Raw genomic sequence first — 17,528 nt, forward strand, 5'->3', positions numbered from 1 at the left:
CCCCCCCCCCCCCCCCCCCCCCCCCCCCCCCCCCCCCCCCCCCCCCCCCCCCCTCGTTCCATCTACAGCCACCCCGGCTCCGCGGGGCGACAGCCTCCACCGGTGTCACGAACCGCTGGGCCGGCAGCACCTTGACAACAGCATCCAGGAAATCCCCGAAGATCCCCGCCCGTCGCCCGTCGCCCGTCGCCCGTCGCTCGCTCAGAGTTCGCCCAGCTCGTTCGCGAACGGCGGCTCCGCCCCGGCCCGGGAGCAGGTGATCGCCGCCGCCCGCGCGGCGAACCGCAGCAGCCGCTGCCAGCCGTCCGGTCCCAGGGCGGCCAGCCCCCGTGCGGACAGCGCGTCCTGTGCGAAGAGCCCGTGCAGCAGAGCCGCGTTCACGGTGTCACCGGCACCGATGGTGTCGACCACCTCGACCTTCTCACCCGGGACGGAGTACTCCGCGCCGTCCCGGGTGAGGACGGTGAGGCCGTCGCCGCCCCGCGTGAGCACCACGGCCGACGGCCCCGCGTCCAGCCACTCGCGCGGGGTGCCGCCGAGCCACTCGGCGTCCTCCTCTGACAGCTTCAGCAGTGTCACCGAGGGCAGCCAGCTCCTGAAACGCGCCCGGTAGGCGTCCGCGTTCGGGATCAGCCCCGCCCGGATGTTGGGGTCGAGCGCGGTGAACAGTCCCTGCCCGGCGGCGGCCCGCATCAGCTCCTCATAGGCGCTCGCCCCCGGCTCCAGGACGAGCGAGCAGGTACCGAAGGACACCGCGCGCGTGCCGGCGGGGAGCGTGGCGGGAGTGGTGAAGAGACGGTCGGCGGTGCCGTCGACATAGAAGGAGTAGGAGGCCGAGCCGCCGCTGCCGACGGTGGCGACCGCCAGGGTGGTCGGCTCGGGGCCGCGCTGCACACCCGACACGTCCACCCCGGCCCGCCGCAGCCCGTCGAGCAGGGCCTCACCGAAAGCGTCGTGCGACGTGCGGGAGCAGAAGGCGGTCGGCGAGCCGAGTCGGCCGAGGGCCACGGCCGTGTTGTAGGGGCCGCCGCCGAGCGCCGGCTTCAGGTCAGCGAGGGCACCGGGGCTGTGCGGTACCAGGTCGATCAGTGCCTCACCGGCGACGACGATCACGAGGTGGTTCCCTTCTCGGACAGCGTGGAGCGTGCGGACGATGCGGCCTTCCCGTCCAGGGCGCCCGGCAGCGGGCCGGCACCCTCGCCCCCGGGCCTGGCTGCCTCCCCGGGCCCGGCTCCGTCGCCGAGGCTGATCCCGTGACCGGGACCGTCCCCTCGGCCGGGCCCGTCCCGGTCCCCATCCCCGCCCCTGGCCCGGGTCGGGTTCCGATCCGGGTCCTCGTCCCGGCTCAGCTCCCGGACCGGCTGCTCCGGTTCCGGGCAGCCGCAGGAGCTGCGGTGGACGAAGGCGCAGGGCAGTCGTACGGTCCGGGCGGGCCGGCCGGGCGTGGCCAGCCGGTCCAGCAGCACCCGGACGGCCTGGGCGCCGATCTCCCTGCTGGGCTGGGCGACGGCGGTGAGCCGGGGGGAGAACAGATCGGCCCAGGCGAAGTCGTCGAAACAGCATAGGGAGATGTCGCCCGGCACGGCCAGGCCGTGCCGGCGCAGGACGCGCAGGGCGCCGATGGTCATGGCGTTGTTGGCGGTGACGAGCGCCGTGGGCGGCTCGGGAAGGGCCAGCAGGGCGGCCGTGGCCCGCTCGGCGCCGGCCGACTCCGAGTTGCCGGACACCAACAGGTCCTCGTCGTGGGTGAGGCCCGCCGAGGCAAGGGCTTGGCGGTAGCCGGCGATCCGCTCGGCCGTGGTGCTGAGTCCGGGCAGGCCGGCGACCAGGCCGATCCGCCGATGACCGAGCGCGGTGAGATGGCCGACGAGCCGGGCCATCGGCTCGACGTTCTCGGCGCAGACCTGATCGGGAGCACCGGCCGCCCCGTCGTCCGCCGTGAGCACCCGGTCCAGGAACACCGTGGGCACGGTGTGGCGTGTGAGGTAGTCCACAGTTGCGTGCGGGTCGGCGGAGGGGGCGACGATCATGCCGTCCACCCGCCGTTCGTGCAGCAGTTGCACGACCTTGCGCTCGTGCACGGGGTCGTCGTGCGGGTCGGCGATGAGCAGGCTGTAGCCGGCCTCCAGGGCCTCGGCCTCCACGCCCTGGAGGATCTCCGTGAAGTACGGGTTGCTGATCGCCGACACCGCCAGGCCGATGGAACGGGTCCGGGAGGTCACCAGCGAGCGGGCGAGGGTGTTGGGCGTGTAGCCGAGGGCGTCGACGGCGTCCAGGACCGCCTGGCGGGTGTGGGGCAGCACCGGCCGCGTGCCGTTGAGGACGTGGGAGACGGTCGCCACGGAGACGCCGGCGCTTCGGGCGACGTCGGCCATCGTCGGCATCGGCGTTCCTCCCTACGTCGTGACGGGTGCGTCGGGCCGGAAAGCTACCGCAAGCGCGGCAACCGCGTAAACGCTTGCGCAAGCGTTTACGCGGATGGATCCCGCCCTGTCCGCCCCTCCCGCCGGGAGCCCTGCCGACTTGCCCCGGTATCGTGCGCTCGCACGCCCCCCGACCCGTGGAGTCCTGATGTCCGCCCGTTCGTCCGCGAGCCGCCGTACCGTCCTTCGAGGAGCCGCAGCGGCTCCGGTCGCCGGGCTCGGGCTGGCCGCCTGCTCCGCTCCGGGCGGCGCCTCGGCCGACGCCACCCCGACCGCGCCGGTCGACCTCGGCGCCGAGAACGAGGTTCCCAAGGGCGGTGCCAAGCTCTACCGCGACCGGAATGTGGTGGTCAGCCGCGACGCGAACGGTGGCCTCAAGGCGTACAGCACCATCTGTACGCACGCGGGGTGCCCCATCAACAAGCTCCAGGGGACCACGCTGGTCTGCCCCTGCCACGGCAGCCAGTTCGACGCGGTGACCGGAAAGGTGGTCCAGTCGCCGGCCACCGAGCCGCTGAACGAACTGCCGGTCAGGGCCAGCAAGGGCAGGATCATCGCAGGCCCCGGCGCCTGACCGGCCGGCACATCGGGCCCGGCACACCGGAGCCCCGGCACATCGGGACCGCCACCTTCACCGGGTTCACCCGGCGCACCGGAACCGCCCCACGCACGGGGACCGCACCACGCACCGGGACCGCCTAACTGACGGGGACCGCCCCACGCACGGGGACCCCTCGGCTCACGGCGACCGCCCGGCGCACAGGACCACACCCCCGCACCGGGACCGCCCGCTCACGGATTCCCCTGCTCACCAGGACGGCCCGGCTCAGCCGCTCACTCCCAGTCCCAGGTGATACCCACCAGGCCGGGCCGGATCCGGGGCTCGACGACATGGACGCTGTGGTGGGGCCCGGTGACCGGCAGCTCGTGCCGGCCGCTGCGCGGGGCCGCGGGCGAGTGCTGGGTGAATCGGTGGCAGCGGGTCGGCAGCGAGGCTCCGTCGAAGCGCACCTGGAGCGCGTACTGGCCGCCGGGGAAGCCGAACCGGTGGCTGTACTCGCGGCAGGCCCCCGCCGTCCCGTCCTCGACGCCGTACCGGAAGAGGAAGGTGTCGCCGGCGCGCAGCCGGGTCCCGAAGAGCAGCTCGACCACCAGCACACCGGTGTCCTGGTCCCGGCGCACGCGTCCGGTGCGGCAGTTGTCCAGGGCGTGCACCGTCATGGCGCGCGGGTCGCAGCCGGGGTCGCCGTGGTGGACGGCGACGAAGCGGTCGACGCCGTCGCGGTGGGCGCGCACGATGTGGTGGGACTCGCGGCCCGCCAGTTCGCGGCGGGCGCCGATCCGCACGCGTTCGTGGTGGCCGAGGGTGTGCAGCCCGCCGTCCAGGGACCAGCCCAGGTCGGCCTGGAGCCGCGTCAGGACGTCCGAGGCCTCGACCAGGGAGCGGTAGGAGCGGGCAGAGGGGCGACGGGCAGAGGCGGCCTCACCGGCCTCGGCGAGCAGCCGGATCAGCGACTCGTCCGGGAGCCGGAGTATCTCCTCCAGGGCCCGGACGGCGCGCAGCGACTCCGGGCGCTGCGGGCGGCGGGCGCCCTGCTGCCAGTAACTCAGACTGGTGACCCCCACCTTGACCCCGTGGCGCGACAGATGGTGCTGCACGCGCTGGAGCGGCAGTCCCCGGGCGGCGATCGCGGCGCGCAGCGCCACGTGGAAGGGGCCGCCCCGCAGGGCCAGGTCGAGTTGCGCGGTGGGGGCGTCCGCGTGCTCCGCTGTGGCGTGCCGCATGCACAGGGGCCTTTCTGTGAGGTTCACGGAGGCTGGTCGGACCGTCCGTGCGGGTGTGCGGGGCCACCCCCGTGGGCGTGGGAACGCCCTTTCTGCGCGCGCCGCGTCCGTACGCCGGCACGCTCGGCCCCGAGCTCCCCCGCATTGAAGCGTGTTGACCAGACCCCGACAACACCTCGGGCCGGGGGACCGCTCAGTCCTGGCCGACCCGCGACCCCCGGCACGCGGGCCCGGGCACGGTACGGTCACCGTCGGTGCCCGTCCGGGCGGTCCGGCGGGGGTCAGCATGGCCGGAACACTGCCTTCGAGGGAAGGGCGGCGGCACCCGCCGCGCCGGGCGGCGGACGGCGTGCTCCTGGCCCGGCCGGCGTTGTCCACAGGCCCGACGCGGTGTCGGTGCTCGCCAGTAGGGTGTGAGACATGGCCGACCCCTCCAGCTACCGCCCCAGGCCGGGTGAGATCCCGGACACACCGGGGGTGTACAGGTTCCGTGACGAGCACCGCCGGGTGATCTACGTCGGAAAGGCGAAGAGCCTGCGCCAGCGCCTGGCGAACTACTTCCAGGACCTGGCGAACCTGCACCCGCGCACCCGCTCGATGGTGACCACCGCCGCCTCCGTGGAGTGGACCGTGGTGTCCACGGAGGTCGAGGCGCTGCAGCTGGAGTACTCCTGGATCAAGGAGTACGACCCCCGGTTCAACGTCAAGTACCGCGACGACAAGAGCTACCCGTACCTCGCGGTGACGATGAACGAGGAGTTCCCGCGTGTGCAGGTGATGCGCGGTCACAAGAAGAAGGGCGTCAGGTACTTCGGGCCGTACGCGCACGCCTGGGCCATCCGGGACACCGTCGATCTGCTGCTGCGGGTCTTCCCGGTGCGCACCTGCTCGGCCGGTGTGTTCAAGAACGCCGCCCGCACCGGCCGGCCCTGCCTGCTCGGCTACATCGGCAAGTGCTCCGCGCCCTGCGTCGGCCGGATCACCCCCGAGGACCACCGGGAGCTGGCCGAGGAGTTCTCGGACTTCATGGCGGGCCGCACGGGCACCTACCTCCGCCGTCTGGAGAGGCAGATGACGGAGGCGGCCGAGGAGATGGAGTACGAGCGGGCCGCCCGCCTGCGCGACGACATCGAGGCCCTGAAGAAGGCCATGGAGAAGAACGCGGTCGTGCTCGCCGACGCGACCGACGCCGACCTCGTCGCCGTCGCGGAGGACGAGCTGGAGGCGGCCGTGCAGATCTTCCACGTGCGCGGCGGCCGGGTGCGCGGCCAGCGCGGCTGGGTGACCGACAAGGTCGAGGAGATCACCACGGGTGCCCTCGTCGAGCACGCCCTGCAGCAGCTGTACGGCGAGGAGAGCGGGGACGCCGTCCCCAAGGAGGTGCTGGTCCCCGCCCTGCCCGAGCCGGTCGAGCCGGTCCAGGAGTGGCTGACCGGCCGCCGCGGGGCGAACGTCTCGCTGCGCATCCCGCAGCGCGGCGACAAGAAGGCGCTCATGGAGACCGTGCAGCGCAACGCCCTGCAGGCCCTCGCACTGCACAAGACCAAGCGCGCCTCCGACCTGACCACCCGCTCGCGGGCACTGGAGGAGATCGCCGAGGCCCTCGACCTGGACAGCGCCCCGCTGCGCATCGAGTGCTACGACGTCTCGCACCTCCAGGGCGACGACGTGGTCGCCTCCATGGTCGTCTTCGAGGACGGCCTGCAGCGCAAGGGCGAGTACCGGCGCTTCCAGATCCGGGGGTTCGCCGGGCAGGACGACGTCCGCTCCATGCACGAGGTGATCACCAGGCGCTTCCGGCGCTACCTGGCCGAGAAGGAGAAGACGGGGGAGTGGACCGAGGGAGCCGGCTCCGAGGACGTGCTCGTCGACGGTGAGCCGGTCGGCGACACCCTCAAGGACGACGACGGCCGGCCCAGGAAGTTCGCCTACCCGCCGCAGCTGGTCGTGGTCGACGGCGGTCAGCCGCAGGTCGCGGCGGCCCGCCGGGCGCTGGACGAGCTGGGCATCGACGACATCGCCGTGTGCGGTCTGGCCAAGCGCCTGGAGGAGGTCTGGGTGCCCGGCGAGGACGACCCGGTCGTCCTGCCCCGCACCAGCGAGGGCCTGTACATGCTCCAGCGTGTCCGTGACGAGGCGCACCGCTTCGCGATCACCTATCAGCGCACCAGGCGTGCCAAACGCTTCCGTTCCAGCCCCCTGGACGACGTGCCCGGCCTCGGTGAGACCAGGAAACAGGCGCTCATCAAGCATTTCGGCTCGGTGAAGAAGCTGCGGTCCGCCACAATCGAGCAGATCCAGGAGGTGCCCGGCATAGGCCGGAAGACGGCCGAGACCATCGCTGTGGCCCTCGCCCGGGCGGTTCCGGCCGCACCCGCCGTGAACACGGCGACCGGAGAGATCATTGACGACGAGGAACCCGACACGACGGGGGGTTCCTCGGGGGAGCCCGTGACCGCGGGCCCCCCGGACGAACGACGGGGGCAGGAGACATGACCGAGCACGACGCACAGCCCACTGCGGACCGAGAACAGACGGCCCAGGCCCAGGGGGAGCCGCAGCAGGCGGTTCAGGAAAACGGAGCACAGGTGAGTACGGATGTCACACCGGCCGGGGCCCCCGAGGCGGCCATCCCCGAGCTGGTGATCATCTCCGGCATGTCCGGTGCGGGCCGGTCGACGGCCGCGAAGTGTCTGGAGGACCTCGGCTGGTTCGTCGTCGACAACCTCCCGCCCGCCCTGATCCCCACCATGGTGGAGCTGGGCGCGCGTTCCCAGGGCAACGTGGCGCGGATCGCGGTCGTCGTGGACGTGCGCGGCCGGCGCTTCTTCGACAATCTGCGCGAGTCCCTCGCCGACCTCGACACCCGGGGCGTCACCCGCCGCATCGTCTTCCTGGAGTCCTCCGACGAGGCCCTGGTGCGGCGCTTCGAGTCGGTGCGCCGCCCGCACCCGCTGCAGGGCGACGGCCGGATCGTGGACGGCATCGCCGCCGAGCGCGAGCTGCTGCGCGAGCTGCGCGGCGACGCCGACCTGGTGATCGACACCTCCAGCCTCAACGTGCACGAGCTGCGGGCCAAGATGGACGCCCAGTTCGCCGGCGACCAGGAGCCGGAACTGCGTGCCACCGTGATGTCCTTCGGGTTCAAGTACGGCCTGCCGGTCGACGCCGACCTGGTCGCGGACATGCGGTTCCTGCCCAACCCGCACTGGGTCCCGGAACTGCGGCCGTACACGGGCCTCAACGAGGAGGTCGCCGCCTACGTCTTCAACCAGCCCGGCGCCAAGGAGTTCCTGGACCGGTACGCCGAGCTGCTGCGGCTCATCGCGGCCGGCTACCGGCGCGAGGGCAAGCGGTATGTGACCATCGCCATCGGCTGCACCGGCGGCAAGCACCGCTCGGTCGCGATGTCGGAGAAGCTCGCCGCGCGCCTCGCGGCCGAGGGCGTGGAGACGGTGGTCGTGCACCGGGACATGGGACGGGAATGACGGAACGTACACCGCGGCTGGGCAGGCTGCGCCGGGCGGTCCCGGAGGGCCGTTCCGGCCGCGCCGTGGCAGGGGCCCGGGCGCCCCGCCCGGCCGAGCGCCGTGCGGGCGGCCGGACCCGCCGGCGCGGCGCCCAGCCCAAGGTCGTCGCACTCGGCGGCGGCATGGGCCTGTCCGCCTCGCTCGCCGCGCTGCGCCGGATCACCGGTGACCTGACCGCCGTCGTCACGGTGGCCGACGACGGCGGCTCCAGCGGGCGCCTGCGCGACGAGCTGGGCGTGCTGCCGCCCGGTGACCTGCGCAAGGCGCTGGCAGCGCTGTGCGGCGACGACGACTGGGGCCAGACGTGGGCCCGGGTCATCCAGCACCGCTTCCAGTCCAAGGGCGACCTGCACGACCACGCGGTGGGCAACCTGCTGATCGTCGCGCTGTGGGAGCAGCTCGGTGATCATGTCCAGGCCCTGGATCTGGTCGGCAAGCTGCTCGGCGCGCACGGGCGGGTGCTGCCCATGTCCGCCGTGCCGCTGGAGCTGCAGGCGCTGGTCAGGGGGCACGACCCCGAGCGCCCGGACGACGTGGACACGGTCCGCGGGCAGGCGACCGTGGCCCTCACCCCCGGAGAGGTGCAGTCCGTGCACCTCGTGCCGCACGACCCGCCGGCCGTGCCGGAGGCGGTGGCGGCGGTCCTGGACGCGGACTGGGTGGTGCTCGGGCCGGGCTCCTGGTTCTCCTCGGTGATCCCGCACCTGCTGGTGCCCGGCCTGCTGGACGCGCTCACCGAGACGAAGGCGCGCAAGGTGCTCTCCCTGAACCTCGCCCCGCAGCCGGGAGAAACCGAGGGCTTCTCCCCGCAGCGTCATTTGGAGGTTTTGGGGCGACACGCCCCTAAACTCGCCCTGGACGTGGTGCTGGCCGACGAGGCCGCCGTGCCCGACCGCGATTCGCTCACCGAGGCGGCCAAGCGGCTCGGGGCCGCGGTCGAGTTGGCGCCGGTGGCCCGGACCGACGGAAGCCCCCGGCACGACCCGGAGCTGTTGGCCGCCGCGTACGACCGTATTTTTCGGATGCATGGAAGGATCGGCCCATGGCGATGACGGCAGCGGTGAAGGACGAGATCTCCCGGCTCCCCGTCACCCGGACCTGCTGCAGGAAGGCGGAGGTCTCCGCCATTCTGCGGTTCGCCGGCGGCCTCCACCTGGTGAGCGGGCGCATTGTGATCGAGGCGGAGCTGGACACCGCGATGGCGGCCCGCCGGCTCAAGCGGGACATCCTGGAGATCTTCGGCCACAGTTCGGAACTGATCGTGATGGCTCCCGGCGGGTTGCGCCGCGGTTCCCGTTACGTGGTGCGGGTGGTCGCGGGCGGTGACCAGCTGGCCCGTCAGACCGGTCTTGTGGACGGCCGTGGGCGCCCGATCCGAGGTCTGCCCCCGCAGGTGGTCTCGGGGGCCACCTGCGACGCCGAGGCGGCCTGGCGGGGTGCCTTCCTGGCGCACGGTTCGCTGACCGAGCCCGGCCGTTCCTCCTCCCTCGAGGTGACCTGCCCGGGGCCCGAGGCCGCGCTCGCGCTGGTCGGCGCCGCGCGCCGGCTGTCGATCGCCGCGAAGGCCCGTGAGGTGCGCGGGGTGGACCGGGTGGTCGTACGCGACGGTGACGCGATCGGTGCCCTGCTGACCCGGCTCGGCGCGCACGAGTCGGTGCTGGCCTGGGAGGAGCGCCGGATGCGGCGCGAGGTGCGGGCCACCGCCAACCGGCTCGCCAACTTCGACGACGCCAACCTGCGCCGCTCGGCCCGCGCCGCCGTGGCCGCCGGTGCCCGGGTGCAGCGGGCGCTGGAGATCCTCGGCGAGGAGGTGCCCGAGCACCTCGCGGCCGCCGGCCGGCTGCGGATGGAGCACAAGCAGGCGTCCCTGGAGGAGCTGGGCGCGCTCGCCGACCCGCCGCTGACCAAGGACGCGGTCGCGGGCCGGATCCGCCGCCTGCTGGCCATGGCCGACAAGCGGGCCGCCGACCTCGGCATCCCCAGCACCGAGGCCAACCTCAGCGACGAGCTGGCGGACAACCTGGCGGGCTGATCCAGCCCCTCCGACCCGCCGGTGCCGGCGCCCGAACGGGTGGCCGGCACCGGCGTTTGCGTGTCCGTGAGGCGCTCTTGACTCGATCATGAGGTGACATGAGCCTGGCAACCTGTTCGCCGCTGTGGCGAACCACCGCAAGGGGGGTTCATGAGACACAGAGCGAGATCGATCCTCGCTGTCGGCACGCTCCTGATCGGGGGAGCGGCCCTTGCGCCCATCGCCCAGGCACAGAGCGGAAGCCCTTCTCCGTCCGACCCCGACGAGGTCAAGGTCTTCCGCGCCGACATCACCCGTAAACAGATCCCGCTGCTCCTGGAGGCCGGCCAGGACGGCCAGGAACTCGGCGAGCAGGTCACCGGCAAGGGCCGGAGCACCGTCGAGGTCTATCTGACCGACCAGCAGGCCGGGAAGCTCGAACGGCGGGGCGTGCACCTCACCGAGCGCACCTTCTCGGCCAGGTCCGAGAAGCGCGTCGAGGGCGCCTCGCAGGGCGTGTTCCGGCCGTACAGCGGAAGCGGCGGCCTGAAGGAGGAGATCCTCCGCACCGCTCAGGCTCATCCGGGGCTCACCAAGGTCGAGTCCATCGGCAGGACCGTCGGCGGCCAGGACATCCTCGCGCTCCGGCTGACCAAGGACGCCAGGAAGTCCAAGGACGGCTCCAAGCCGGCGGTGCTGTACATGTCCAACCAGCACGCGCGCGAGTGGATCACGCCGGAGATGACCCGGCGCCTGATGCACTACTACCTGGACGGCTACAGGAGCGACAAGCGGGTCCGGCGGATCGTCGACTCCACCGAACTCTGGTTCGTGCTGTCGGCCAACCCCGACGGCTACGACTACACGTTCAAGGACTCCTCCACCCGCCTGTGGCGCAAGAACCTGCGGGACAACAACGGCGACGGCGCCATCAGCACCGGCGACGGGGTCGACCTCAACCGCAACTTCCCCTACAAGTGGGGCTACGACGACGAGGGCTCGTCCCCGAACCCCACCAGTGAGACCTACCGCGGCGCGACCCCCGAGTCCGAGCCGGAGACGAAGGCCCTGGACGGCTTCGAGAAGCGCGTCGGCTTCACCTACGGCATCAACTACCACTCCGCCGCCGAACTGCTGCTGTACGGAGTGGGATGGCAGGTGGCCACGCCGACCCCGGACGACGTCCTGTACCAGGCGCTCGCCGGCACCCCCGACGACCCGGCGATCCCGGGCTACCGCTCCCAGGTCTCCTCGGAGCTGTACACCACCAACGGCGAGGCGGACGGCCACGCCTCGAACGTCAACGGCATGGGGATGTTCACCCCGGAGATGTCGACCTGCGAGACCGCGTCGAACGTGGACCCGAACGACGCCTGGAACCCCGACGACTGCCAGTCGGTCTTCAACTTCCCCGACGACGAGAGGCTGATCCAGCAGGAGTTCGAGAAGAACGTCCCGTTCGCGCTCTCCGTCGCCGAGACGGCCGTCCACCCCGATCGGCCGGTCTCGTCGGTCGGCCTGAAGGCCGCCGACTTCACCCCGGCCGCGTTCACCACCTCCTACGCGCGCGGAACGGACCAGCAGGTCTCCGTCGTCGTCCGCAAGGCGATCCGGCACAAGGAGCTCAAGTACCGCGTCAACGGCGGCCGTACGCACGACCGGGCGCTGAGGCGCTGGAAGGGCGGGGAGACGTACGGCGGCGAGGACGACCTCTACTTCGACGAGTACCGGGCCGCGGTGCCGGCCGGACGGCCGGGCGACAAGGTCGAGGTGTGGTTCACCGGTGAGACCGGGCGCGGCGGACACGCCCGGAAGGCCGCGAGTTCCCACTTCACCTACACCGTCGCCGAGCGGCCCGCGGCCGACACGCTGGTGGTCGCCGAGGAGGGCACGGCCGCCGCACAGGCGCGGACGTACGTCGACGCGCTGCGTGCGGCCGGCCACCGGGCCGTCGTGTGGGACGTCGCCACGCAGGGCGCGCCCGACGCGCTCGGCGTGCTCGGCCACTTCAGGACGGTCGCGCACTACTCGGGCACGAGCGGTCCGGGCAACGCCACGCAGCTCCAGCTGCGCGCGTACCTGAATGAGGGCGGCAGGCTGATCGAGGCCGGCGAGCTGGCCGGCGGCAGCGTCGACCTCGGCGACGGCACCCCCTCGGACGACTTCAGCCAGTACTACCTGGGTGCGTACAGCCGTACGTCGACCAAGGGAGCCACCGGCTTCACCGGCTCCGGCGGCCTGGCGGGCTACTCCGGCGCCCTCGCTGACGCGCCCGGCAACCCGCTGGACCGGGCCGGCACCTACGGCGTGACGTCGGACGAGCTCCCGTCCGTGACGTACCCGCAGTTCGCGAGCGCGGGGGCGGGGCAGTTCGCCGGCACGGTCAACCCCTACGGCCCGTACAGCGGCTCCTCCATGGCCGCCGCGGTCCACACCGACGACGCCTACAAGCGCCTGACCCGCACCGTCGACCTCACCGGCGTGACCGCCGCCGACCGGCCCACGCTGAGCACCCGGCTGCTGTGGGACACCGAGCGCGGGTACGACCACGCGGTCCTCGAGGCGCACACCGTGGGCGGCGACGACTGGACCACGCTCCCGGAGGCGTCCGGCGCCACCACGTCGGCCGTGCCCGCCGAGTGCGGGGCCGGGTTCCTGATCCGCGAGCACCCCTGGCTGAGGCACTATCTGACGCTGGCGGACAACTCCTGCACCGCCACCGGCACCTCCGGGGCGTGGCACAGCCTCACCGGCGGTTCCAGCGGCTGGCAGCGCGCGGAGTTCGACCTGAGCGCGTACGCCGGGAAGTCGGTGGAGATCTCCCTCGCCTACATCACCGACCCGGGCAGCGGCGGGCACGGTGTGCTCGCCGACGACGCCTCGCTCGTCGTGGGCGGCGCGGCGAAGGAGACCGAGGGCTTCGAGACGTCGCTCGGGGCGTGGCGGGTGGCCGGGCCGCCCGCGGGCAGCCCGCCGGTCCTGAAGGACTGGACGCGCACCGGGACCCTCTTCCGCACGTACGGAGCGATCACCACGAAGGACACCGTGCTCCTCGGCTTCGGTCTGGAACAGCTGCCGTCGGCGGCCGATCGCGCCGCGCTGATGAGGAAGGCGTTCGTCTCGCTCGGCAGTTGAGACGCGCTGACTCGACATGTGAGCAGGACCCTCTCTCAACGGTGCGCGGAAACAGCACTCATCAGGTGAGCCGACCCGCTCACGAACGAGTGAAAACAGCGCTGAAGGGCAGCGGCATTACATAACAAAGACCCGTGAAATGACCGCCGATCCGAGGTGGTCCGTACCCTACTGGCCGGTACGGACCGCCTGCCCTTTTATGCGGCATCTCGATGTCACTCCGGGGCACCCAGAGGGGTAGGGTCGGGGGTGGTCGGGGACATCCCAAATACAGCTCGCCGGCACCGCATGGCCGGCGTACCAACGAGGAGATCGGTTCGTGACGATCCGCGTAGGCATCAACGGCTTCGGCCGTATCGGACGCAACTACTTCCGCGCGCTGCTGGAGCAGGGTGCCGACATCGAGGTTGTGGCTGTCAACGACCTGGGTGACACCGCGACCACCGCTCACCTGCTCAAGTACGACACCATCCTGGGTCGCCTCAAGCAGGAGGTCTCCCACACCGCCGACGCCATCACCGTCGACGGCCACACCATCAAGGTGCTCTCCGAGCGCAACCCGGCCGACATCCCGTGGGGCGAGCTGGGTGTCGACATCGTCATCGAGTCGACCGGCATCTTCACCAAGAAGGAAGGCGCCGCCAAGCACATCGCCGGTGGCGCGAAGAAGGTCCTCATCTCGGCCCCGGCCAAGGACGAGGACATCACCATCGTGATGGGCGTCAACCAGGACAAGTACGACCCGGCGAACCACCACGTCATCTCCAACGCCTCCTGCACCACCAACTGTGTGGCGCCGATGGCGAAGGTCCTCGACGAGAACTTCGGCATCGTCAAGGGCCTGATGACGACGGTGCACGCGTACACGAACGACCAGCGCATCCTGGACTTCCCGCACAAGGACCTGCGCCGCGCCCGTGCCGCCGCCGAGAACATCATCCCGACCACCACCGGTGCCGCCAAGGCCACCGCGCTGGTGCTGCCGCAGCTCAAGGGCAAGCTGGACGGCATCGCCATGCGCGTCCCGGTCCCGACCGGCTCGGCCACCGACCTCGTCGTGGAGCTCTCCCGCGAGGTCACCAAGGACGAGGTCAACGCCGCCTTCAAGAAGGCCTCGGAGGGCGAGCTCCAGGGCTACCTGACCTACACCGAGGACCAGATCGTCTCCTCGGACATCGTCGGCGACCCGTCGTCCTGCACCTTCGACTCCTCCCTGACCATGGTCCAGGAGGGCACGTCGGTGAAGATCCTCGGTTGGTACGACAACGAGTGGGGCTACTCCAACCGCCTCGTGGACCTCACGGTCTTCGTCGGCAACCAGCTCTGATCGGCCGCAACGGGCAGCCGATGCGTCAACGCAGGGCTCGGGCAGCGCACCGTCGCGCTGCCCGGGCCCTGACGTGCGTGCAGGCGGCCCCGGCCGACCTGCGAAGATCGAGCCTCGTAGGAACAAGAGCCCTCCTCAGGAGCCCACTCTCATGAAGACCATCGACGAACTTCTCTCCGCGGGCGTGGACGGCAAGCGGGTCTTCGTCCGTGCTGACCTCAACGTCCCGCTCGCGGACGGCGTCATCACCGACGACGGCCGCATCCGCGCCGTCCTGCCCACGGTCAAGGCGCTCGCCGAGGCCGGCGCCAAGGTGGTCGTCGCCTCGCACCTGGGCCGTCCCAAGGGCGCCCCGGACCCCGCCTTCTCGCTGCTGCCCGCCGCCGAGCGGCTCGGCGAACTCCTCGGCGCGCCGGTCGCGTTCGCCCAGGACACCGTCGGCCCCGCCGCCCACGACGCCGTGGACGGCCTCCAGCCCGGCCAGGTCGCGGTCATCGAGAACCTGCGCTTCAACGCCGGCGAGACCTCCAAGGACGACACCGAGCGTGGCGAGTTCGCCGACCGGCTGGCCGCCCTCGCCGACGTGTACGTCGGTGACGGCTTCGGCGCGGTGCACCGCAAGCACGCCTCCGTCTACGACCTCCCGGCCCGGCTGCCGCACTACGCCGGCTACCTGATCGCCACCGAGGTCGGCGTCCTGAAGAAGCTCACCGACGACGTCGAGCGCCCCTACGTCGTCGCGCTCGGCGGCGCCAAGGTCTCCGACAAGCTCGCCGTCATCGACCAGCTCCTCGGCAAGGCCGACCGGCTGCTCATCGGCGGCGGCATGGCCTACACCTTCCTCAAGGCCAAGGGCTACGAGGTCGGCATCTCCCTGCTCCAGGAGGACCAGGTCCCGGCCGTCACCGAGTACCTGGAACGCGCCGAGAAGCTGGGCGTGGAGCTGCTGCTCCCCGTCGACGTCGTGGTCTCCCGGGAGTTCCCGGACCTGAAGACCAAGGCGCCGACCGAGAACACCGTGGTCGACGCGGACAAGATCCCCGCCGACCAGGAGGGCCTGGACATCGGCCCGAAGACCCGAGAGCTCTACGCCTCGAAGCTCGCCGACGCCCGGACCGTCTTCTGGAACGGTCCCATGGGCGTCTTCGAGCACCCCGACTACGCCGAGGGCACCAAGGCGGTCGCCCGGGCCCTCGTCGACTCGAACGGCTTCAGCGTCGTCGGCGGTGGTGACTCCGCCGCGGCCGTGCGTACGCTCGGCTTCGACGAGAAGGCATTCGGCCACATCTCGACCGGTGGCGGCGCCTCCCTCGAATACCTCGAGGGCAAGACGCTCCCCGGCCTCGCCGCACTGGAGGACTGACCTCGATGAGCACGCGCACGCCGCTGATGGCGGGCAACTGGAAGATGAACCTCAACCACCTCGAGGCCATCGCGCACGTCCAGAAGCTCGCCTTCGCCCTGGCCGACAAGGACTACGAGGCCGTCGAGGTCGCCGTTCTGCCGCCGTTCACCGACCTGCGCTCCGTGCAGACCCTGGTCGACGGCGACAAGCTCAAGATCAAGTACGGTGCCCAGGACGTCTCGGCGCACGACTCCGGTGCCTACACCGGTGAGATCTCGGGCCCGATGCTGGCCAAGCTCAAGTGCACGTACGTGGCCATCGGCCACTCCGAGCGCCGCCAGTACCACCACGAGACCGACGAGGTCGTGAACGCCAAGGTCAAGGCCGCCTACAAGCACGGCCTGACCCCGATCATGTGCGTCGGCGAGGAACTGGAGGTCCGCGAGGCGGGCGACCACGTCTCCCACACCCTCGCCCAGGTCGAGGGCGGTCTGAAGGACCTCCCGGCCGAGCAGGCCGAGACCATCGTGATCGCCTACGAGCCCGTCTGGGCCATCGGCACCGGCAAGGTCTGCGGCGCCGACGACGCCCAGGAGGTCTGCGCCGCCATCCGCGGCAAGATCGCCGAGCTGTACTCCCAGGACGTGGCCGACAAGGTCCGCATCCAGTACGGCGGCTCCGTCAAGGCCGGCAACGTCGCCGAGATCATGGCCAAGGCCGACATCGACGGCGCCCTGGTCGGCGGTGCCTCGCTGGACGCCGACGAGTTCGTCAAGATCGTGCGCTTCCGCGACCAGTGATCAGGTCCGTGAGTAGGCGGTAGCGACGATACGTCGTACTCTTGCGGGGGCACAGCCGTGGCGCTGTGCCCCCGTCGTCCATCCGAATCCGAGGAAGTTGGTCCAGCCGTGGTTTTGGGGTTCTCGATCGCCCTGATCGTCTTCAGCCTGCTGCTGATGCTGCTGGTGCTGATGCACAAGGGGAAGGGCGGCGGCCTGTCCGACATGTTCGGTGGCGGTATGCAGTCCTCCGTCGGCGGCTCCTCGGTCGCCGAGCGCAACCTCGACCGCATCACGATCGTCATCGGTCTGCTGTGGTTCGCGTGCATCGTCGTCCTCGGCATCGTCATGAAGACGAACAGCTGACCGGCGCACCGCGCACACGCTCGATCCGTACGTAAGGCCCCATGTCCGGTACGCGCTCCAGGGCGCGGCCTATCATGGGGCTTGCGTCTAGGTGCGGGGGCTGTAACTCCAATCACTGGACGCGCGTTGGGCCTTACGTAGACTGAGGCGCTCGCGGCGAAGCGGAACGCCGACTCGCTTCGCGGCACCATCACGCAGGGAGTTACGACCGTGGCAAGTGGCAACGCGATCCGGGGAAGCCGGGTCGGAGCGGGGCCGATGGGCGAGGCCGAGCGTGGCGAGTCCGCGCCGCGTCTGCGCATCTCCTTCTGGTGCTCCAACGGGCACGAGACGCAGCCGAGCTTCGCCAGCGACGCGCAGGTTCCCGACACCTGGGACTGCCCTCGCTGCGGCTTTCCGGCCGGCCAGGACCGGGACAACCCGCCGGACCCGCCGCGCACCGAGCCGTACAAGACGCACCTGGCGTACGTGCGGGAGCGGCGCAGCGACGCGGACGGCGAGGCGATCCTCGCCGAGGCACTCGCCAAACTGCGCGGCGAGATCTAGGACTTCACCGGCCGGGTGCCCTCGGGTGCCCGGCCGCCGCCGTCTCGCACGCCCGCGCCGGCCGACACCGGCCCGGGGCGGGCCCCCGCCTCCTTCGGGTTGCCCGCGGGACGGCGCCGGGGGCGGTCGGAGACCGGCTCCCCGTGCGGCCCGACGGCCCGCGCCTCCGCCTGCCCGCGGACCCATCGCCCTGCGCACCGGCCTGCCGTTGCGCACCTACCTGCCCTTGCGCACCTACCTGCCCGGCGCCCCCGTCATCGGCCCCTTCCTGGCCCCTTTCC

General features: G+C 71.6%; 14 protein-coding genes. 11 read left to right on the plus strand and 3 right to left on the minus strand.

Translation table 11 applies throughout. From position 1 onward, the window contains the following. Nucleotides 1-201: 201 nt before the first annotated feature. Entirely contained in the window at nucleotides 202-1,113 is a 912-nt protein-coding gene (locus V7E45_RS29215; protein ID WP_333777196.1) for a carbohydrate kinase family protein, read from the minus strand. Beyond that, nucleotides 1,110-2,384, minus strand: coding sequence for a LacI family DNA-binding transcriptional regulator (locus tag V7E45_RS29220; RefSeq protein WP_333777197.1), 1,275 nt, complete (start codon nucleotides 2,382-2,384; stop codon nucleotides 1,110-1,112). The genes V7E45_RS29215 and V7E45_RS29220 overlap by 4 nt, the downstream gene beginning before the upstream one ends. Before the next feature lie 187 nt (nucleotides 2,385-2,571). Between V7E45_RS29220 and V7E45_RS29225 the strand changes: the two genes are divergently transcribed. Further along, nucleotides 2,572-2,997, plus strand: coding sequence for a Rieske (2Fe-2S) protein (locus tag V7E45_RS29225; RefSeq protein ID WP_333777198.1), 426 nt, complete (start codon nucleotides 2,572-2,574; stop codon nucleotides 2,995-2,997). Between the two features lie 260 nt (nucleotides 2,998-3,257). Here V7E45_RS29225 and V7E45_RS29230 read toward each other — a convergent pair whose 3' ends face one another. Continuing rightward, the gene (locus V7E45_RS29230; protein ID WP_333777199.1) at nucleotides 3,258-4,208 is read right to left on the minus strand and encodes a hypothetical protein; all 951 of its coding nucleotides are present in this window, start codon (nucleotides 4,206-4,208) and stop codon (nucleotides 3,258-3,260) included. 420 nt (nucleotides 4,209-4,628) lie between these two features. Here V7E45_RS29230 and uvrC point away from each other — a divergent pair, with 420 nt between their 5' ends. The 10 genes from uvrC (at nucleotide 4,629) to V7E45_RS29280 (ending at nucleotide 17,247) form a co-directional block, all read left to right on the plus strand. Continuing rightward, a complete protein-coding gene (gene uvrC, locus V7E45_RS29235) occupies nucleotides 4,629-6,704 on the plus strand; it encodes an excinuclease ABC subunit UvrC (protein WP_333777200.1) in 2,076 nt (691 codons plus the stop codon). Then, nucleotides 6,701-7,696, plus strand: a complete 996-nt coding sequence (gene rapZ / locus V7E45_RS29240) for an RNase adapter RapZ (RefSeq protein ID WP_333777201.1) — start codon at nucleotides 6,701-6,703, stop codon at nucleotides 7,694-7,696. Before uvrC ends, rapZ begins: the two co-directional genes overlap by 4 nt. Further along, on the plus strand, nucleotides 7,693-8,790 hold the full coding sequence (locus V7E45_RS29245) for a gluconeogenesis factor YvcK family protein (RefSeq protein ID WP_333777202.1): 1,098 nt from the start codon (nucleotides 7,693-7,695) through the stop codon (nucleotides 8,788-8,790). The genes rapZ and V7E45_RS29245 overlap by 4 nt, the downstream gene beginning before the upstream one ends. Beyond that, entirely contained in the window at nucleotides 8,781-9,770 is a 990-nt protein-coding gene (gene whiA / locus V7E45_RS29250) for a DNA-binding protein WhiA (RefSeq protein ID WP_020939326.1), read from the plus strand. Before V7E45_RS29245 ends, whiA begins: the two co-directional genes overlap by 10 nt. A gap of 150 nt (nucleotides 9,771-9,920) precedes the next feature. Further along, nucleotides 9,921-12,884: a M14 family metallopeptidase gene (locus tag V7E45_RS29255; RefSeq protein WP_333777203.1), complete on the plus strand. Its 2,964-nt coding sequence runs from the start codon at nucleotides 9,921-9,923 to the stop codon at nucleotides 12,882-12,884. A gap of 319 nt (nucleotides 12,885-13,203) precedes the next feature. Then, on the plus strand, nucleotides 13,204-14,211 hold the full coding sequence (gene gap, locus V7E45_RS29260; RefSeq protein ID WP_333777204.1) for a type I glyceraldehyde-3-phosphate dehydrogenase: 1,008 nt from the start codon (nucleotides 13,204-13,206) through the stop codon (nucleotides 14,209-14,211). A 151-nt stretch (nucleotides 14,212-14,362) separates the two neighbouring features. Beyond that, a complete protein-coding gene (locus V7E45_RS29265; protein WP_333777205.1) occupies nucleotides 14,363-15,574 on the plus strand; it encodes a phosphoglycerate kinase in 1,212 nt (403 codons plus the stop codon). A gap of 5 nt (nucleotides 15,575-15,579) precedes the next feature. Then, entirely contained in the window at nucleotides 15,580-16,356 is a 777-nt protein-coding gene (gene tpiA / locus V7E45_RS29270; RefSeq protein ID WP_333777206.1) for a triose-phosphate isomerase, read from the plus strand. A 108-nt stretch (nucleotides 16,357-16,464) separates the two neighbouring features. Continuing rightward, nucleotides 16,465-16,701: a preprotein translocase subunit SecG gene (secG, locus tag V7E45_RS29275; protein WP_133922257.1), complete on the plus strand. Its 237-nt coding sequence runs from the start codon at nucleotides 16,465-16,467 to the stop codon at nucleotides 16,699-16,701. 210 nt (nucleotides 16,702-16,911) lie between these two features. After that, nucleotides 16,912-17,247, plus strand: a complete 336-nt coding sequence (locus tag V7E45_RS29280; RefSeq protein ID WP_003957010.1) for an RNA polymerase-binding protein RbpA — start codon at nucleotides 16,912-16,914, stop codon at nucleotides 17,245-17,247. The last annotated feature ends 281 nt before the right edge of the window (nucleotides 17,248-17,528 follow it).

Source organism: Streptomyces sp. IBSBF 3136 (assembly GCF_036815105.1).
Taxonomy (GTDB): Bacteria; Actinomycetota; Actinomycetes; order Streptomycetales; family Streptomycetaceae; genus Streptomyces.